The organism is Sphingobacterium thalpophilum (assembly GCF_901482695.1).
Lineage (GTDB): Bacteria > Bacteroidota > Bacteroidia > Sphingobacteriales > Sphingobacteriaceae > Sphingobacterium > Sphingobacterium thalpophilum.
Window position 1 is genome coordinate 1,450,064 of the sequence record NZ_LR590484.1, and the last position, 20,303, is coordinate 1,470,366.

The 20,303-nt window shown below is 49.2% G+C and carries 9 protein-coding genes; 5 read left to right on the forward strand and 4 right to left on the reverse strand.

From position 1 onward, the window contains the following. The 3 genes from FGL37_RS06240 to FGL37_RS06250 all read right to left on the reverse strand — a co-directional run bounded on the left by FGL37_RS06240 (position 1) and on the right by FGL37_RS06250 (position 8,980). A complete protein-coding gene (locus FGL37_RS06240) occupies positions 1 to 1,572 on the reverse strand; it encodes a RagB/SusD family nutrient uptake outer membrane protein (protein WP_028069242.1) in 1,572 nt (523 codons plus the stop codon). 18 nt (positions 1,573 to 1,590) lie between these two features. After that, complete coding sequence (locus tag FGL37_RS06245; RefSeq protein ID WP_051606654.1) at positions 1,591 to 4,662, reverse strand: SusC/RagA family TonB-linked outer membrane protein; 3,072 nt, start codon at positions 4,660 to 4,662, stop codon at positions 1,591 to 1,593. A gap of 253 nt (positions 4,663 to 4,915) precedes the next feature. Beyond that, entirely contained in the window at positions 4,916 to 8,980 is a 4,065-nt protein-coding gene (locus FGL37_RS06250; protein ID WP_028069243.1) for a hybrid sensor histidine kinase/response regulator transcription factor, read from the reverse strand. A gap of 253 nt (positions 8,981 to 9,233) precedes the next feature. Between FGL37_RS06250 and FGL37_RS06255 the strand changes: the two genes are divergently transcribed. The 5 genes from FGL37_RS06255 to FGL37_RS06275 all read left to right on the forward strand — a co-directional run bounded on the left by FGL37_RS06255 (position 9,234) and on the right by FGL37_RS06275 (position 19,742). Next, entirely contained in the window at positions 9,234 to 10,349 is a 1,116-nt protein-coding gene (locus tag FGL37_RS06255; protein WP_037532709.1) for a glycoside hydrolase family 88/105 protein, read from the forward strand. A gap of 8 nt (positions 10,350 to 10,357) precedes the next feature. Then, the gene (locus FGL37_RS06260) at positions 10,358 to 11,602 is read left to right on the forward strand and encodes a DUF2264 domain-containing protein (protein WP_028069245.1); all 1,245 of its coding nucleotides are present in this window, start codon (positions 10,358 to 10,360) and stop codon (positions 11,600 to 11,602) included. A 53-nt stretch (positions 11,603 to 11,655) separates the two neighbouring features. After that, positions 11,656 to 14,901, forward strand: coding sequence for a BNR-4 repeat-containing protein (locus FGL37_RS06265; RefSeq protein WP_081817818.1), 3,246 nt, complete (start codon positions 11,656 to 11,658; stop codon positions 14,899 to 14,901). A gap of 113 nt (positions 14,902 to 15,014) precedes the next feature. Further along, complete coding sequence (locus FGL37_RS06270) at positions 15,015 to 18,023, forward strand: SusC/RagA family TonB-linked outer membrane protein (RefSeq protein WP_051606655.1); 3,009 nt, start codon at positions 15,015 to 15,017, stop codon at positions 18,021 to 18,023. Between the two features lie 18 nt (positions 18,024 to 18,041). Further along, positions 18,042 to 19,742 (forward strand): RagB/SusD family nutrient uptake outer membrane protein, encoded by a 1,701-nt coding sequence (locus FGL37_RS06275; RefSeq protein WP_028069247.1) that lies wholly within the window; start codon positions 18,042 to 18,044, stop codon positions 19,740 to 19,742. Between the two features lie 89 nt (positions 19,743 to 19,831). Here FGL37_RS06275 and FGL37_RS06280 read toward each other — a convergent pair whose 3' ends face one another. Next, entirely contained in the window at positions 19,832 to 20,224 is a 393-nt protein-coding gene (locus FGL37_RS06280) for a hypothetical protein (RefSeq protein ID WP_028069248.1), read from the reverse strand. Positions 20,225 to 20,303: the final 79 nt, after the last annotated feature.

Sequence of the window (20,303 nt, forward strand, 5' to 3'; positions counted from 1 at the left end):
TCAGTTAGCGCTGTTGGGTGATAAATTTTTGTTATAATTCAGCTCATTAAACGGTATTGGAAGATATTCACGGCCGGCTCTCCAGCTGTTAAAATCAGAATCTCTGGTTCTAAGTTCCGCTAGCTTCGTTTGGTCATACAGCCAGCCCCAGCGAATGATATCCTGTATCCGCTGCCCTTCGACAGCAAATTCCAGCAATCGCTCGTGTGCGATCTGCTCACGCATCTGTACCTGGTTCATATTCGGTTTGCTGGAGGCAAGCGCCGGCAATTTCGCCCTGTCTCTGACCTGTTGTATATACGTATACGCTTCGGCTGTCCGGTTCACTTCGTTGAGCGCCTCAGCATACAGCAGCAGGATATCCGCATAGCGCAATACACGGTAATTGATGCCGCCTGATTCAAAGGACTCCTTTTCCAGTATATCTAGACCATCATGCGTCCATTTACGTAAGTACTTAACGTCTCTGGAGGCATATGGCCAGTCACGGCCGTAGATTTTGGTGGAATTGTCCGCCGCTTCGTACGATGCGATCGTAGCCAGAAGCCTTGGATCGCTTTTACCATCCACTGTTTTTTCCTTCTTAAATGCAGTATAGAGGCCCGGACTGGGTTCATAATCCTTATAGCCGCCCCAAGATTCACCCGGAGGCGCATAGGTCACGGCTAATGCGCAAAACTGCCGCCAGTTGGCGTTTGGTTCGCCCGCCCAGTTACCATCGGTTCCCCCTTCGGCAGTGAATTGGATTTCAAACAGTGATTCTGCATTGTTTTCATGCTGCGTATCGAAGTTGTGGCGGTAGTCGGCCATCAGCTGATAAACATTGTGCAGCTCCCCGCCGGCCTTGGTAAATTTTTCGAATTGTTCGACAGCGGCAGCAAATTGTTTCGTATACATATACACTTTCCCCAGCAATCCGGCGGCGGCGCCTTTGGTGGCCCGCCCTGTTTGCCCTGCATCCGGTCCTGTCACATCTTTATAGCTCAAAGGCAACAGCACCTCCGCCTGTTTCAGGTCTTCAACAATTTGCTTCCACACCTCTTCCGGGCTTGCCGTAGCAGGATAATATTGCTCTTTTCCTTCGGGCGGCTGCGTCACGAGCGGAACTTTCTGAAAGGTATTGATCAGGTTGAAATATGCAAAGGCACGCAGAAAATAAGCCTGTCCAAGGATCCTGTTTTTATGTCCATCCGTAAATTCTGCATCAGCGATATCCGGTACGTTTTTTAATACTTGATTGGCCCTGTTGATGATAATATAATGATCCCGCCATATCCATTCCACTGGAGCAGAGTTGCTCGGTATGGTAAAGCGGCCTACCTGAACCAGGTCGGTCCAGGGGCTACTGCCCTGCACGTCATCACCACGGCTATCGGAAAGGCCCGGAAAAGAGCGCGTATAAGTTCCCTCGAGTGCCAGCGCATTGTATATGGCTACAGTGCCTGCATCTGCCTGCGCGGCATTTTTCCAATATGTTGCTGTCGTCGGAAAATTGGGGTTAGTCAGTTCCAGTTTACTATCGCAAGCAGTCAGTGCTACCGTCACTGCTGCGATCAACCATGTTCTATTCATCGTCTTCGTTTCTAAAGGTTAAAATCCAAGCTGTACACCAAATAAGATCGTCCGGGGCTTGGGATACGATCCATTGTCAAGTCCCGGGGTAAACACGCCATAGGTGTAATCGGGATTATACGATTTATATTTCTGAAAAGTATACAGGTTCTGCGCGGTCACGTATACTCTTGCTTTTGCGACATACGGAATCATTGACTTCGGAAAGTTATAGCCCAGTGATAAGGTATTGATGCGCAGATATGTTCCATCTTGCAGCCAGCTCTTTCTATTGGAGTTCTCCCAGTTGCGGTTTGGGTCTTCCCAGTTCAGCCTCGGGATATCGGTGTCGGTATTCGTAGAAGTAAACCGATCGAGCATATCCTGGTGGTAATTAGCGTCACCTCCGGTATGCATCAGGTCTCGGTACAACCGGCTATTGATTAGATATTTTCCCATTCCGGAGGCAAAAAGAGCAAAGTCGAAATTCTTGAAAGCCGCATTGAAGTTAAAGCCATATTGATATTTTGGCAAACCACTGCCGAGGTCCGTACGGTCATTGTCATTGATCAGCCCATCGCCATTGATATCCTTATAAATGACATCCCCTACAGCAGCACCATCAAACTGTTTGGGATGGTTGTCCACCTGCTCCTGCGTTTTGAAAATTCCTTCGCTGATAAAGCCATAGTGCCGGCCGACTTCCTGCCCTACTTCGGTACGGAAATGCCCATCGACTCTCGCCTTAATATCGTTTCCCAAGCTGAGCACTTTGTTTTTTATTGTCGTAAAGTTAGCCCCGATATCGTAGGTGAATTCACCACTGCTTTTATGATAGGTAAAAGAAACTTCAATACCGCTATTGCGCAAAGTACCAGCATTGACGATAGGCGCCTGATTGATAGAACCTACGGAAAAAGGAATAGGGATAGGTACAAGGATATCCTGGCTTTTGCTCGAGTAATACTCTGCAGAAAGATCGAGCTTATTCCTTAGTAGTCGCGCATCAAAGCCGATGTTGCTGGTGATACGGTCTTCCCATTTTAAGTCTTCGGAGACCACACTGGTCTGTGTCCCGCCCAAGATGCGCTGTCCCGCAAAAGTATATACCACTGAAGGATTAATTACTGCCTGATACAGATAATTGCCGATATTTTCGTTCCCCAGTTTACCCCAGCTGCCGCGTATTTTGAGATCGTTGATCCAATCATTGGTCTGGGGAAAGAACTTTTCATTGCTGATACGCCAGCCCCCCGCGAAGGATGGAAAGTAGCCGACACGATTACTTTTTCTGAAGCGTGAAGAAGCATCGCGCCGCACAGTGGCCGTCAGCAGATAGCGGTCGTCATAATTATAGTTGGCGCGACCGAGATACGAAGCAAGTGCATTAAAATCGCTCAGATCGCGGGCACTGGTCTCGGCAGCGTTCTGAAGATTGTCAAACTCTTCATTGCTGAACCCAGTTCCGGTAATATAGCGGTTCCAGACAGAATATTTTTGATACATCTGTCCCACAAGAACACTCAGCTGATGGCTATTTTGTTTAAACTCGTAATTCAGCGTATTCTCGAGCAGCACATTTTCATAACGCCGGCTGTTGTCGTTGAGACGGTTGATATTGTTGATGAAGAAGTATCCGAGATTGAATTTGGGTGTAAAGGTTTTGTCCCGTACTTCATTGATATCGTAGCCAAAGTTGATCTTATATTTGAGTTTATGTTTATCACTCCGCACGATATCCAGTTCGCCCCATAAGGTAGAGGTAAAACGTCCAACGGTCGTGTTGTTCTTGATCAAACTATTGAAGCCGATGCCATTGAGCGAAATCGCATCGTGTAGATCGCTTGATGTGCCACCAAATCCGCCCAATCTATTGGGATCATACACGGGCATGGTTGGGATAGCAAAGACGAGATCATTGATCAAGGGAGGTCTTCCTCCCGCCAATATGCCGTCGCCTGTCACCAAGGCATTTTCGCGCGAATAGGCATAAGCTACGGTTTGCCCCAGCCGCACCCGCCCCAGCTCCTGCGTCAAATTAGCCCTGCCCGTATAACGTTTATAATCCGGTCCGTTGCCCACAAAAGTACCTGTATTGTCAAACAGATCCAGGGAAACCATATACGTATTGTGTGCACCACCACCACTCAGTGAAATATTTTGATTGTGCCGGCGCCCCGATTTAAGCCCTTCTTTCTGCCAGTCCGTATTCACATCTTTGATAAAACGCGGTGAACTGGGATCATTTCCTGGTGCCAGAGGTTTATTGTTGGCGTTGTACCGCGCTTCGTTGTTCAGCATCTGATAGTTATAGGCATTGGTCACCGGCATGGTCTGCCAGACCTTGTCGATACCATAGTAAGCGCTGTAGTCCACCCGCGGAGGAGCATCCTGACGACCCTTTTTTGTTGTGACGATGATGACACCATTTGCGGCTCGCGAACCGTATATAGCACCTGCTGATGCATCTTTAAGCACCTGCATCGACTCAATGTCATTTGGATTGAGCTCCCTGGGCACACCACTCAGCGGCACTCCGTCAACAACATATAGCGGATCAGCATTGTTGAAGGTAGAAATACCCCGTAACCGCACCTGAGGCATTGCTCCGGGCTGGCCGTCGCTGCTCACCGATACCCCCGCAACACGTCCCTGCAGCATGCTGCCAACATCATTGGTTGAAAACTTCTTCGCATCATCCATATCCACAATCGCCACAGCTCCGGTAATATCCTTCTTGCGCTGTGTCCCATAGCCCACCACCACCACTTCGTCCATCTGGCGAAGCTCCTGCTGCAGGACAGCATTATAGGTGGTCTTGCCCACTGTTAATAGCAGCGTCTGAGGCACATAACCTAGATATGAGATCGATAATTTACCCTGCAAGGCGGGTACCAGCAGCTCATACTGTCCTTGGGCATCCGTCTGAGTGACCACATTGGTTCCAATCAGTCTCACACTAATACCCGCAAGTGCTTTATTTTGCGTGTCGGTAATCGTACCCTTTAGGGTATAGCCCTCTTGGCCATAAGCCGAGCATAAGGAAAAAAACAGGGATAATAGCACTAAAAACCCCCATATTCCGAATTTGGATTTGTGAATTAGCAGCATTGTTTAAAATTGGTTATTGTATTATTTCTGTTGCAATATAAGAATAATTATTAAATGTACAAATAACATTTAATAATTATTTCACCGAATTTTTAGCCCTGATACTTTATACACCGGTTAAAACGTTGTAGCAATGTTTACCTTATTTTTCTTGGGCGCGCTTATGGATTCTATTCTCAAAATTCAATAGTGTAAGATTTCGTATTTTGACCCCGGCGATAGATGAAGAGAACCTAAAAATGGGCTACGCAGTTTACTTCGCAGAAAAGCCTGGTGCTGCTTCATGTGCATTTTTCTGATACTCGCTCGGCGTCAGTCCAAAAGCAGTCTTAAAGCAGGTGGCGAAGTAACGGGGGTCAGTAAACCCTGTTTCATAAGCCACTTCACTTACGGTGATTGAGCGGTCTCTTTCCATCAGCTGACAGGCATGTTTTAAGCGTATATTTTTAATAAATTCACTGGGTGAGATATTCAGCAGCACCTTTGTTTTGCGGTACAATGTAGACTTTGATAGCCCCAGGAGGTCGCCCAGCCGAAGCACATCAAATTGGTCATCCCCCAGATGCTCTTCAATGGCTGCGATCATCTTCTGTAGAAATCGTTCGTCTGTGGGAGTGTAATCCAGGGCTGCAATATTGATCTCTGTATTACTGTGGAAATGCTGCTGTTTACACCGTTTATTAATAATAAAACTCTGCATCTTCGCTTCCAGTACCTTGACATCAAACGGCTTGCTGATGTAGCCATCTGCTCCTGCCTGATAGCACTCAATCCGGTCCTCCGGACTGCTTTTGGCCGTAAGCAGCAATACCGGAATATGATTATATTCGGTATTCGATTTAATCGCCCTGCAAAAACTCAGTCCATCCATTTCGGGCATCATAATATCGCTTACCACAATGTCTATCTCGTGCTGCTCAATTTTTTCAAGCCCCTCCCTGCCATGCGCGGCAAGGTGTACCTGATAGGTTCTCGAAAGGATATTGCACATCGTATTTCTCAGTTCTTCATTATCTTCTACCAAAAGCAGCTGTAGCCGGTTTTCGCTGGTATATGCTGGAATCGATGGAGCTGTCATCGCTGTCGCCACAGGATGATCCGCTAAAGTTGTGGAAAACAATCCATCAATGATTGGGATATTCCGCTCCACATAATAGCTCCTGTTTATTGGAATAATAACCTGGAAAATACTGCCCTGCTGTGGTACACTCTCCACTTCGATACGGCCGCCATGCATCTCAATGAGCTGTTTGCTGACAGACAATCCAATACCGTTGCTTTCGGGATGTACCGATGATCCGTTGGCATAAAAAGGGGTAAATATCTTCTCCAGTTCGGCAGGATCTATTCCTTCCCCATTATCACGGACATAGATGTGGAGAAATTCGTTGTCTGCCAGTGCCCCAACATAATAGGACAGCGAGACATGACCACCGGGCGTCGTATACTTAAAGGCATTGGAAAGCAGATTGAACAACACCTTGTCAATTTTATCCTCATCATAGAAGACCGTCTCTGGACACTCACCATGCAGTATTTCAAACTGAATATTCTTTTTTTTGGCAATAGGTCCAAAATGAGACTTTGCCAGGCGGTCAACAAAGGATGGGAAATGCGCATGACTGACCTGGAGCTTGATCGTATTGTGCTCCATTTTCCGGAAGTCGAGAATCTGCTGGAGCAGTCGTTTCAGGCGGCTTAAATTGAGGCGCATATTGTCAAACTGCTCAAGGTTATTTTTGGTCGTCATCTGCACATCATCGACCAGGCAGGAGATGATGGTCAGCGGGGTCAGCAGATCATGGGACACGCTGGTGAAGTAGCTGAGCTTGGACTGCGCCAGTTCATTCGCTTTTTCCTTCTCGATCTGGGCTACCTTAAGATCGCTGCGCAACTTGATCCGGTTGAAAGAATAACTGATAAATACAAATAACAGCCCCCCTAGCAGCAGGACATAGCAGGCATAAGCCAGGTTGCTTTCATAAAATGCAGGGCTTTTGTTGATGTCGATCTCAGTAATAGCCTCGTTCCACTGATTATTCAGATCCGTAGCTTTGACCAGAAAGCGATAATTGCCTTTGCTTAGATTATTGTAGGTAGCAAACAGACGGTCTCTGGGGGCCAGGATCCAGTCATCATCAACCCCCTCTAGCTTGTAGGCGTAACGGATCTTATCATGCTGAGTGAAGGGCAATGTGGAAAATGCGATTTCAATGTTCTGGTCATCAGGACTTAGGGTCAGCTGCTCCAAACCGGCGCTGAATTTTCCAGTTTTGCCTGCCAGAATGATAGATTTATTGTTGACCTTGACGTCGGTAATGCGTACTTTTTCCTTAAAATTGCTGATTACGCTATTATCATCGAGCCGCACCACACCATTGTATCCTCCAAAGAAGACAGCATGCTGCTGCTTGTCCACGGCAAATGCGCGTTTTGAAAACATGCTGACCTGCAGGCTATCCGAAGCAGTAAATTCGTTGATACGTTTGCTCAGCGGATCGATCTTATACAGATTACGCGTCGTGGACAGCCAAATATGATGTGGCAGGCAGACAATATCAAGCAACTGATTTTTTGCAAACAGAGCCGTATTGGCCACCTCTTCCGCTTTGTTGGCCACGGTCTGATACCATAGCAGCCGATTACTTTTGGTGCCAATCCAGAGATTTCCATACCGGTCTATATCCATTGTTTCGATCTGGTCAGTATTCAGTACCGGAGTTTCCTTTCCGATATGCAGGATGACAGACTGTGGTCGATCCCGGCGCAGGTAATATAGGCCACTACTTTTGGTGGCGACCCATAGGCCATTTTTATTGTCTTCTGCAATACTGACAGGCTGATCCCGGATACTGGTTATCAGCTCCGGGGCTGCAGATTGCGGTCTGCTGAGCAGCAGCCCCCGGCTGGTCGCAATCCAGACCTGCTGTGCGCTGTCCTTATAGAAAAAAGACGGGATTCCTCCGCGGGAAAGCTGTTGCAGGTCGATCTTATGTGACAATCCGATACCGGTGCGTGTGCGTTTAAAGACGTTGATCGATGCTTCATAAGCCGAACCTACCCACAGCTGGTCTTCGACATCAATAGCCGAGGTCACGGCCCGTATCGAGATCAGATCCCTGAAGTCTGAGTTGCTATAGGTACTGAGTTTCCCATTTTTGGGTTGAAAACTGCCGAATCCCAATCGCTCCAGATTGAACCACAACATCCCTTTGGCATCGCGGTAGAGCATATTGATATTGGGCGCAATACTATATTGCTCTTTGATCTGGCTGAAGGCATAATTACGGACAACCGGCTTATTAAAACTCAACATGGACACGCCCTTGCCGCCTACCGCAAGCCAAAGCGTACCATATCGATCTGCATAAATATCGTTAAAGATATTGGTTGTCTGATCAAAATAGGCAGATAGATCGATCTCCTGCAATTGATCCCCCTTATAGTGTATTGTAGTGATGCCCGAAAACGATAATACCCATATGTAGTGCCGATGTGGGTCCTGGACAATATTATAGAATAAGTCTTCTTTATCGACATGCCGTCGTTTGTTTTTTATCACGATTTCCCGGTAAGGGTTGTCAGTCTTGTCCGGATCAAACAGGTAGAGCCCATCTCCCCAGGTACAGATCCACAGCTGCCCCCTGTGGTCCTGCATAAGCTTATATGGCGCATTACGATCACCCAGCTTCGGATAGGACTTTAGCTGCCTACTGCCCGGTGCCAGCCGGAAAAGCCCCAGATTCCAGACACCGATCCAGATATTGCCCTGCTTATCCTCAAAGATCGCATTGACCGTATGCGCCCGCATATTCCGGTCCAGGATACCGGACAACTGTCGCTCTGTCAATGGATTCAAATGTTTATCGTAAATGAATAGCCCGTCGTCCGTCCCGATCCATAATCGCTGAAGATGGTCGACCAATAAAGTATTTATCCGTATGTTTTTCAGTCTTTTATCCTGAAGAGGAGCCAAGTTATAATTTCGCTTGTCAAGCAGATAAACACCCTTCTCACTACCCAAAACCAGGTAATGCCCATAAGCTGCCAGTGTACGGATACTCTGGTCGGGAGCAACCTTCCCATCGGTATCCCGCAGTTTAAAATTAAGAATGTTGTAAGCGTCAAAACGGCTAAGCCCCTGCGTGGAAGCAAACCAGATATACCCCTCATCATCTTGTATGGTCTGATTGATTGTCAATGAAGGCAACTCGTAATTTTTGGCCATCGGATCCAGTGCCATATGCTGTCCGTAAAGCGGTCCCGCTACCAGAGTAGACAGGAAGAACAAAATGATCATTTGGATAATACGTACCATAATCCCGTGGTTTAACGTGCTGGCTGAATCAATTGGTTATTGTTCCTGCTAAAGATAGAGAATGTTTTGAAAAGTATAAATGTTTATTTTACATTTATGTTTCTCAAAGAACATAAACCGGTTTTTAACTCATTGCGTGGGGAAATGATCTTATTTTAGGTGATGATTAACCCCATTTTAAACATCGGTTGCACCTGTTTAAAGTAGCTTTGTCCTACTCAAAAGAGATGACAAACAATTTAAATCTGAGATTATGCGTAGCTATTTTACTCTATGTTTATTACTTTTCACACAGCTGTCTTTCGGACAAAAATCCCAGAAGCAGGCTGTTCTCGAGCAGCTCAATCAGGTCAACAAGTACTGGCAGTCACATCACAAACCCCAGGTATGGGCATTTTGGGACCAGGCAGCGTATCATACCGGCAACATGGAACTGTACAAAATCCAGCCTCTAAAAAGCTATTTACGGTATTCCGAAGACTGGGCCGAACACAATGGCTGGAAGGGAGCAAAATCTGACAATAAGTCAAACTGGAAGTATAGCTATGGCGAGACAGACGACCATGTCCTTTTCGGGGACTGGCAGATCTGTTTCCAGGTCTATATCGACCTTTACCAGCTTGCACCCCAGCCACATAAAATTGCCCGCGCAAAGGAGGTTATGAATTATCAGATTCACACGGCCAACAACGATTACTGGTGGTGGGCAGACGGCCTGTATATGGTGATGCCCGTGATGACCAAGATGTATAAACTGACACATGACCCGCAGTATCTGGACAAACTGTTTACCTATATGCAGTATGCTGACAGCATCATGTATGACGAGCAGGAGAAACTCTATTATCGCGATGCTAAATATGTATATCCCAAACACAAAACCACGCAAGGAAAAAAAGATTTCTGGGCACGTGGCGACGGCTGGGTATTTGCTGCGCTAGCCAAGGTCATGGAGGACCTTACTCCAAACTCACCCCATTACAGCCACTATAAAACCCGGTTCGAGGCCATGGCTGCCGCTATTGTTGCCTGTCAGCAGCCCGAGGGCTTTTGGACACGCAGCATGCTGGATCCGCAGCATGCGCCCGGCAGAGAAACCAGCGGGACCGCATTTTTTACCTATGGACTGCTGTGGGGAATCAACCATGGGTTGCTGACCGCACAGAAATATCAGGATGCGGCATTGTTGGGCTGGCGCTACCTCAGTGAAACCGCGGTGCAGCCCGATGGGCGGGTTGGCTACATTCAGCCCATTGGCGAGAAGGCTATACCCGGACAGGTCGTTGACGCCCACTCCACAGCCCCCTTTGGCGTAGGCGCTTTTCTGTTGGCGGGCACACAAATGTACCGTTATCTTGACCGACAATAAACTGATACATGATGATCAAGCAGTTGCTATATATCGCATCTATCCTGTTGCTGAGCAGCACAGGTTATGCACAGGGAAAGAAAAAACAAACAGCCGTGCCTGTGGAAACAGGGCGGGAGTTTTGGCTACAGCAAATGGACCGTATGGTGCGGCCTGTGCTCCGTAGCCTGGCGCAAGATAGCCTGCGCATCCAGATGCCGCAGATCACGGCAGCACAGGTCGACAACAAGGAGCACCGCATCAAGGTACAATATGTAGAAGTACTGGGTCGTGTACTGGCTGGCATCAGTCCCTGGCTGGGACTGGAAGACGGATCTCCAGCAGAGATCGCCCTGCGCAGGCAATACCGGGCCTGGACATTGGCCGGCCTGAAAAACGCGCTGGACAGCAATGCCCATGATTTTATGCGCTTTGACATCGGCGGCCAGCAGCTGGTCGATGCCGCTTTTATATCACTGGCCTTTGTGCGTAGCCCCTGGCTCTGGCAGCAGCTCGATGAGGTTTCAAGACAGCGCTTGGTCGCTTCCATACGCTCTACCCGACAATTCCGCCCCGTCTACTCCAACTGGTTGCTCTTTTCTGCCATGAATGAAGCTTTTCTGGCTCGATACAGTACAGAATGGGATGTGATGCGCGTCGACTATGCCCTGCAGCAGCTCGAACTCTGGTATGTAGGGGATGGTATGTATAAAGACGGTCCACATTATGCCTTTGACTATTATAACAGTTATGTTATTCATCCCTTCCTTGGCGGCATCATGGATGTCATCCAGGAGAAGACGAAGAACTATGACCCTATGTTTGGTAAGATCAGGCAGCGTAATAAGCGCTATGCGGTTATTCAGGAGCGACTGATCAATGCGGATGGCAGTTTTCCGCCTTCTGGCCGCTCGCTGATCTATCGCGCCGGCGCCTTCCATCACCTGGCCGATATGGCCCTCAAGCAGCGCCTTCCCCAGGAACTGGCTCCGGGACAGGTACGCGCCGCCTTATCAGCAGTACTAAAAAAAACAACAGAAAGCCCCGACACTTACCGTCAGGGTTGGCTGACACTCGGCTTATATGGTGATCAGCCCGGACTGACCGATTTCTACAACAACCAAGGCAGCCCTTATTTATGTACTATGATCTTTTTGCCGCTGGGGCTTCCTTCCGATGCCCCCTTTTGGACAGCCGAAGCACAGGACTGGAGCGCCAAACGTATCTGGTCAGGCCAGAACTGGACGAAAGACCATAGCCAGGCAATTCCATAAAAAGAAAAAACCAGCTCCATGCATCAGGCATGGAGCGAAAAAAAGAGTGACAGATGAACATAAAAGAGATTTTCAACATCGCATTGTGCTGGACAGTTCTCCTGCTCAGTGGACAGCACATCATGGCCCAGCATCCCTCCATCAATACCATACCCGTGGGAAAAGGCTGGGCAAAAAATACCGTGAATACCGCAGTATTCCGCAAAAATTCCCTGGTCAGCAATGATAAGTACCAGTACATCGCCTATTATGACGATGATAGCTATGTCGTTCTCGGCAGACGCCTGTTGTCCGCGGCGGACTGGGAACTCAGTCGCACGGCCTACAAGGGCCATGCACAAGACGCCCACAATATCATCAGCATCATAGTTGACGGTGCTGGATACCTGCATGTCTGCTGGGACCAGCACAACAGCAAGTTACGTTATGCACGCACGGTGAAACCCAACAGCTTGCTTCTCGGCCCCGAACGCGCAATGACCGGTGACAAAGAGACATCGGTGACTTATCCCGAATTCTTAAAGCTTCCCAATGGGCAGTTGCTCTTCTTATACCGTGATGGTGGATCTGGCAACGGCAACCTTGTCATCAATAGGTATGATGACAAGCAAGACAGGTGGACACGCGTGCATAGCAACCTGATCGACGGTGAGGGGAAGCGCAATGCCTACTGGCAAAGCTGTGTGGACGACAACGGCACCATACACCTCTCCTGGGTCTGGCGGGAGAGTCCCGATGTCGCCAGCAATCACGACATGGCCTATGCCTGCTCCAGAGATGGAGGTCTGACCTGGCAGAACAGCAGGGGAACAGTCTACAGCCTCCCGATAAATGCTGCCACCGCTGAGTATGCTGCCCACATTCCACAGGGACATGAACTCATCAACCAGACCTCCATGGCTGCGGACGAAGCAGGTAACCCCTATATTGCGACCTACTGGCGCGACCAACACAGCCATATTCCACAGTATAGAATTATCTATCTACAACAGGGGCAATGGCATATCCGTTCGTTCGACTACAGGAAAACGTCTTTTAGCCTGAGCGGCCAGGGAACAAAAGAAATTCCCATAGCGCGGCCACAACTGCTGGTTAGCGGAAAAAATGAAGAGGCCGCCGTGACGATGGTTATACGGGATGCCGAACGTGGTTCACGCCCCAGTGTACTGCATGTCAAAGGCCTGAAAGACGGGGTGCCACAGCTTTATGATTTGAGTGAAGAGTCCGTGGGGGCCTGGGAGCCCAGTCTGGACACAGAGTTATGGAAAAAGAGTCGCAAAATCGGGCTATTTGTGCAATCAACGGTACAAAAAGATGCTGAAGGTTTATCCAGCGCTGACCCTACAACCATCAAAGTGATCGAATGGAGTCCTGATAGCCGTTTTGAACTAGTTCGCCCGGATTTTGAGCAAAGTCCTTACACGGGAATGACGCGGCAGCACTGGCTGGATGCAGCTTCCTATTTATTGGAAGGAGCATTTTCGGTGATCCATAACCTCGACAGTCCCATGCAATTTGCCAAACAGCCCGGACGGAGTTACCCGAGAGATGGTGTCCACACAGAAACCGAGAAACTCGAAGGATTGTGCCGGACACTGTTTGTCGCACTGCCGCTGCTGAAGGAAGATCCGAATTATACGATCCGGGGAATACGGGTAGCTGATTACTACCGGCATCAGCTGCAGCGGCTTATTGATCCCAGTTCCGGCACTTATATCGCTCCGCTTCCAGAAAAGGGCGGACCGAGCCAAAAACTGGTTGAATTTGGCGGCCTGGCGGTATCCCTTATGGCTGCACCCGAAGTGCTATGGGACCCACTCCCCCAGGCAGCAAAAGACAGTCTGGCCCATACCATGCTGAGTTACGGCAAAGGCCCCACCATTGAGATGAACTGGCGTTTTTTCAATATCATGATCCTGAGCTTTTTCAAAAGCCGTGGCTATACGGTACCTGAAACGTACCTGAAAAACCTACTGGAAAAATGCCTCGCCGACTACAAAGGCGATGGATGGTACAACGACAGTCCCTATTACGATTACTACAGCATGTGGGCCTTTCAGCTCTACGGGTCGCTGTGGGCCAAGTATTACGGACCCCGCATGTATCCTGAACTAGCTGACCGATTTCGATCCAATTTGCGTGATGTGGCCAACAGCTATCCTTATCTGTTCAGCAGAAACGGTGAAATGATCATGTGGGGGCGCAGCATATCCTACCGTATGGGCGCCGCTGTGCCCTTTGCTTTGCTGGGCGAGCTGGAAGACCCAGCCATCAATTACGGCTGGATGCGCAGGATTGCCTCGGGCAGCCTGCTCCAATTTTTGCAGCATCCCGATTTCCTGAAGGACGGCGTACCCACATTAGGTTTTTACGGTGCCTTTGAGCCGGCGGTACAGGAATACAGCTGTAGAGGAAGCGCCTATTGGCTGGGTAAGTTTTTTCTGGGCTTACTTATCCCAGACGACAGCAGCTTCTGGACTGCCCGGGAAAACCTGGGTCCCTGGGATCGTGAAATCGCCAGCAACAAGGTATGGAATAGCTATGTCAAAGACGCCGGGCTGCTGATCACCGACTATGCTGCTATTGGCGCATCGGAGATCCGTTCCTGCAACTCGAGCCGGACGGTAGGGTACTACCAAGGCACGGAAAATTACAATAAGCTGGCCTATAACAGCGCCTTCCCCTGGCAAGCAGATGGAAGAGATGGTTTGGTATCGATGAACTATGCCTTTTCCGTTGCAGGCGATGCATGGGAATCGCTGCGTCTATACCAGTTTAGCGGATATGATGGACAGATCTACAGCCGTGTGGGATCGCTGGCCGGGGACTCTACAGTACGGATAGAACTCCATGAAAAGCCGTTGCCGAATGGCATTCTACGCTGTGACCGGATCTCCTCCAAGCCTGCTCTCTCGCTTCGGCTGGGGCATTATGCCCTCCCTCAGCGGCACAATCAGCCGGTCCAGATCTCCGAACGGAAGCGTAAGAACCTGACTGCCGTAATCATAGATAATGGCGAATACCAGCTGGCCATGGTACCCCTTCTGGGCTGGCAGGGAGTGCAGGCGGTCGCCTGTGAAGGACTTCATCCTGTTGCAGACAAAAGTAAGGTGCTCAGCAGTCATCTGTCACTGGGTCCATCGGCCGATCAACGGCTTATCACCCTGCAGTTGTGGAAAAAATCCGGCGCAACCTGGAGCGACGATGAACTGTTCCCAACAGTCAGACAGCATCGCGATCGTGTCGAAGTACGCTGGAAAGGCAAGGATAAAACCTTATTTGACACCAATTTCAACTGAATTGAACCCTAATTAAACACTTCATTCCTCCTTCCCGACGACCTTTGTAACAGGCTATACAACACCGTATAGCCTGTAGAGTAAATTTTTCCAATCAATTATAAAAATCTATTATGCTACATCATTACTATAGCAAGTACGCCAAAAAAGGCCTTCTGTTGAACAGCCTTTTTTTGATTGCCCTGTCCAGCTACGGGCAGGAATCCAGCTTGAAAGGTACGATCCGCGATAGCGCCGGCAAGGGTATTGCCGGTGTCACGATCCGGGTAAAGGGCAGTTCCGAATCCGTACAGTCCACTGCGCAGGGAAACTTTTCAATCCAGGCTCCCTCGGGAAGCACGCTGATCATCACCTCTGTGGGCTATCAGGAAAAACAGGTGCCCGTCGGACAGCAAAAGACAGTTGACATCACCCTCCTGCCGGCAGAGAATGTCCTCGAAGAACTGGTGGTAGTGGGCTACGGCAGTCAAAAACGGTCTGACATCACTGGGTCGGTAGCCTCAGTCCCCAAAGACCGGCTTTCCAAGATCCCGGTAAACAATGTCATGCAGGCCATTCAGGGAGCGGTGTCCAATGTGACCGTAACGCAGTCGTCGTCTATCCCCGGCGATAGCCCGTCAGCACAGGTGCGAGGAAGAAACTCGATCAATGCCAACTCCGAACCTTACATCGTGGTCGACGGTATTCCACTGACCCGCACCGACGGGTCCATTAACGATATCAACCCGAATGATATTGAGTCCGTGGAGGTACTTAAAGACCCTTCTGCTGTGGCCATCTATGGTGTCAACGGTTCCAATGGCGTCATCCTGATTACGACCAAGCGCGGCACCACCGGTAAGCCCTCCATCCGCTATAGCGGTTATGGTGGCATAGAACAAGCGGCGCACGTACCCGAACCCGTATCCGGCGAAGAACTGCTCAAGCGTTATGCGGAGTATGCCCGTATCACCAACACCAGCCTGTTCAATGGCGGTCCTGTACGCAATGAATACGAATACGACAACTATAAAAATGGAATTACCACAGACTGGCTGGATGCCGTAATGCAGACCGGAGTTGTGCAAAATCACAATGTTAGCCTATCTGGAGGTAGTGAAAACGCTAAATATTTCGTGTCGGGAGACTACCTCAATCAGAAAGGTGTGGTGCTGGGCTATAATTACAAAAGATATTCTTTCCGGACGAATACTGATTTTAAAGCCACGAAGTATTTATCGGTAGGGACCTCCTCCTTTATCGTGGCGCACAATAGAGACGGTGGCCGCGCAAATCTACTCCAGGCCGCGGCGATGAGTCCCTATGCGCGGATGTACAACGCGGACGGCACATTGACGCAGTATCCTATGTATTCCGAGCAGCTCTGGGCCAACCCCCTCTTGCCCACCACACTGGATCCGCAACGCCGACAGTTCAATATTTCATTGAACGGTTACGCAGAAGTCAATTTTGGAGAGCTCTTCAAGCCGTTGGCCGGATTAAAATATAAGCTGAATGCCGGTTACTCCTATGTCCCCGTGCGTGAAAACTACTACGAGGGCGAATCCGTGTACAACTTTTCGGGAATGGGCAGCATCACGAATAGCGAAACCCAGTCCTATACCGTGGAGAATATCCTGACCTATAGCAAAGACATCGACAAACACCACTTTGATTTTACGGGGCTGTATGCTGCAAAAAGCAAGTACTGGCAGCGAGCCATTGCCACTGGAGAGATCTTTCCAAATGATGCGCTTGAATGGGGCAATTTGGGCACAGCCAACACACAGAAGGTGGGCTCCCAAGCCGACCTCTATCGCACCATCTCCCAGATGGGACGCTTAAATTATAGTTATGACAGCCGTTATATGCTGACCCTCACGGTAAGGAGAGATGGCTCGTCGGTGTTTGGCAGCAACAACAAGTATGGGGCGTTCCCTTCAGCAGCCGCAGCCTGGAATATTCATAATGAATCGTTTATGCAGAACAGCAAGGACGTGATCAGCAATCTGAAATGGCGTATATCCTATGGTCTTTCGGGCAATGAAGCCATCAGCATCTATCAGACCCAATTTCTGATGAACGCCTACCCCATGGCCATGAATGGACTGTCCAACACCGCACTCACGATCCGCACGCAGATGGGGAATGACAACCTGCAATGGGAAAAAACAAAAGGACTGAATACAGGGATAGACTTTGGACTGTTTAACAACCGAATTTCGGGTAGCGTTGATGTCTATAAATCGAGTACATACGATATGCTGCTGCGGCAGTTCCTTCCTAAGCTCACCGGATTCACGGAAGTGTTTGCCAATATGGGCAAACTCGAAAACACCGGTATCGACCTGACACTCAACACAAAGAACATTGTGAAGGATCATTTTAACTGGTCATCTACCTTAGTCTTCTCCCGGAATAAAAATAAGATCAAGGAGGTTTATGGGAATGGGCAGGAAGATCTGGGCAACCGCTGGTTTATTGGCCAGCCTGTAGGAGTCATTTATGACTTCACTAAAGTCGGCATCTGGCAGGAAGACGAGATTGCATCAGGTGCCAATAAGGGCTGGGACGATGCCGCCCAGGCCGGAGACCTCAAGCTTGCCGATCTGGACGGCGATGGAAAGATCGGCGAAGGCGACCGTTCCGTGCTCGGCCAGACCGCGCCCAAATGGACTGCAGGTCTGACCAATACCTTCACGTACAAAGATTTTACGCTCAACATTTTCATCAATACCGTACAGGGTGCACTGCGCAACAATCCACAGATCGGTGCGGCATCAGACGAAATGGGCCGACGGAGTACGCCGGCAGCACTGGGCTACTGGACCCCCGAGAATAAAAGCAACGAATGGCGCTCATTGGGCAACCACTCCAATGTCCATGGCTATGGTTTCCCTTCCAACGCGAGCTTTACCCGTCTGAAAGATGTGACGCTGAGCTATACCCTGCCGCAGCAGGTGGCCAGTAGGCTGGGCGTGGGTGGACTGACCGTATACGCTAGCGGCCGCAACCTCTACACCTGGACCAACTGGCTGGGCTGGGATCCTGAGGCACGGGATATCACGCGTGGCTCTGCCAATGACAACCTCAACTACCCTATGGTGCGGACATATGTCCTGGGTGTTAACCTAAATTTTTAACGATTAAAGAAAAAGACGATGAAAAAATATACCGTAATCTATTCGCTGTTGGCGATGGCTATGCTGGGCGCCAGCTCCTGTGGCAAGGACTACCTGACCGAAAAGCCCTATTCCAACTATGACGCCAACGTGGTGGATCCAACCACTGTCGAAAACAGGCTGCTGGGTTTACATTATAACTTTGGACAGCTGTGGGGTATGAGCAGCCGGCAAGGATTTCTTTCCTGCTGGCAGATCGGCACGGACATCGCCAGCGCCGGCGCTACCGAAGGCGTGGAAAACGCCTTTTACCAATATGCCGATCTCAATTCAGAAAACGGTGGCGTCAATTATCTATGGGAGCGCTGCTATGTCTTTATTAACAACGCCAACCTGCTCATTGATGGGGTAGGTGACAGCAACCCACAGGCCAGTGCCGAAGCACGATTTTTCCGTGCCTACGCTTACAACATGCTGGTGACGCTCTGGGGAGATGTACCACTGTTGACCAGTTCGATAAAAGTACCGACCTTTAACTATACCCGAACCGCTGCGACGGAGGTTGATAAATTGATTGAAACGGACCTTAGTTACGCGATCAAGGAACTTCCCGACCTGGGTAAGGCTGCGGCTCCAAGCCGCATCAATAAAGATATGGCCCGACAGCTGGCGGCAGAAGTTTATTTACGCATGGGCATGCGGGATGCGGCTTACTTTGCTCAGGCAGAGGCCATGACGACAGCTATCATTGACGGTGGCAATTATAAGCTGGTGGATGCCCGCTACGGCAAGTACCTAACCGAAGGCGGCGATTTTTACCGCGATATGTTCCGTCAGGGCAATATGCGGCGTAGCCAGGGTAATACCGAAGCCATTTGGACATTTGAAGTCGAATACAACCGGTCGATCAATGGCGGTACGATAGACAACCCGCAGCACCGCCGCGTGTGGCAGCCGGCCTATCACAAATGGGATGGCATGGTGAACGCCGATTCGCTTGGCGGACGGGGCAACGGCCGGCTTCGACTGAGCAATTTCATGAAGTACACCGTATGGAAAGGCCTCGGCGGCGACATCCGAAACAGCAACTACAATATAAGGCGCACCACAAATTACAACAGACCGGGCTTTAGCAGGATAATTGGTATTGATGCCGATGGCTACCGCGTGAATGAAGGGGCTGGTGTCAAAAACATCACGATCAAGACAGGCGACAAAGTGATACCGTTCCGCACCGACAGCCTCGAAGTCTGGTATCCATTTCCAACGAAATGGGGCGGATACGATCCCATAGATGACTTTGGTTATGCACTTGTCAAAGACTGGCCTGTGATGCGCTTTGCTGAAACTTATCTTTTACGCGCTGAAGCGAGATTACGCAGAGGGAACATCGCCGGAGCTGCCGAAGATATCAACAAACTGCGCGACCGCTCCTTCAAATCCGCACGGGCCGAATCCGGAAATGCCAGTCTGGGCCGTGTTGCGGCAGGAGACCTCTCCATCGACTTCATTCTGGATGAACGCGCCCGTGAACTCATTGCCGAAGAAAACCGTCGCATGACGCTGGTGCGCATGAATAAACTGAAAGAACGTATCGCACGCAACGGTGATCAGGCTCCGGCCAATAAGATTATTACAGGCTTTCAGGATCACAATGTCCTGCTTCCTATTCCATTAAATGAAATACTGCTAAACAATAAAGATGGTGATCCTCTGAAACAGAATCCCGGTTACAAATAAAATAGCATAGTACCGAAACAGACGGGCCATGCCCAAAAGAAAGAGCCATCCGTTGTCGGATGGCTCTAAAATAAAGAGATATAATCCCGTTAACGTTCACAGTCTGCAGTCCATGCTTTGCCATCCTTTGTATAGGCGATGGTCAATTTTCCCGCATCGATACGGATCACTCCAGTACCCGCAGTACCAATATTGACCAGGACATTACCTTTCTGTTCAAAATCAACCCCATTTAAATTGGGAATTCCATTTCCGAACGCAAAATTATACGTATCCCCCAGCTTTGTGACGGTAACCGTCCCGCGAGCTGAGGCCACGTCATTGTCATTGTTATCCAGGTCATCAAATCCGATCGTACCTTCATATTTTCCAATAAAGAGATCATTGTCCGAAGGGTCGTCATCTTTGCTACAAGAGGCAAATCCGATCACTACGGTTAAGATTAGGGTACTTAAGCCCAAAAACTGAATCCATTTTCTCATAAGTTGATGTGTTAATGTGAATACTATTGTTTATGAGTAGAATTCAAAGTCTGTGCCATCCCTACGCCCTTTATCAGAT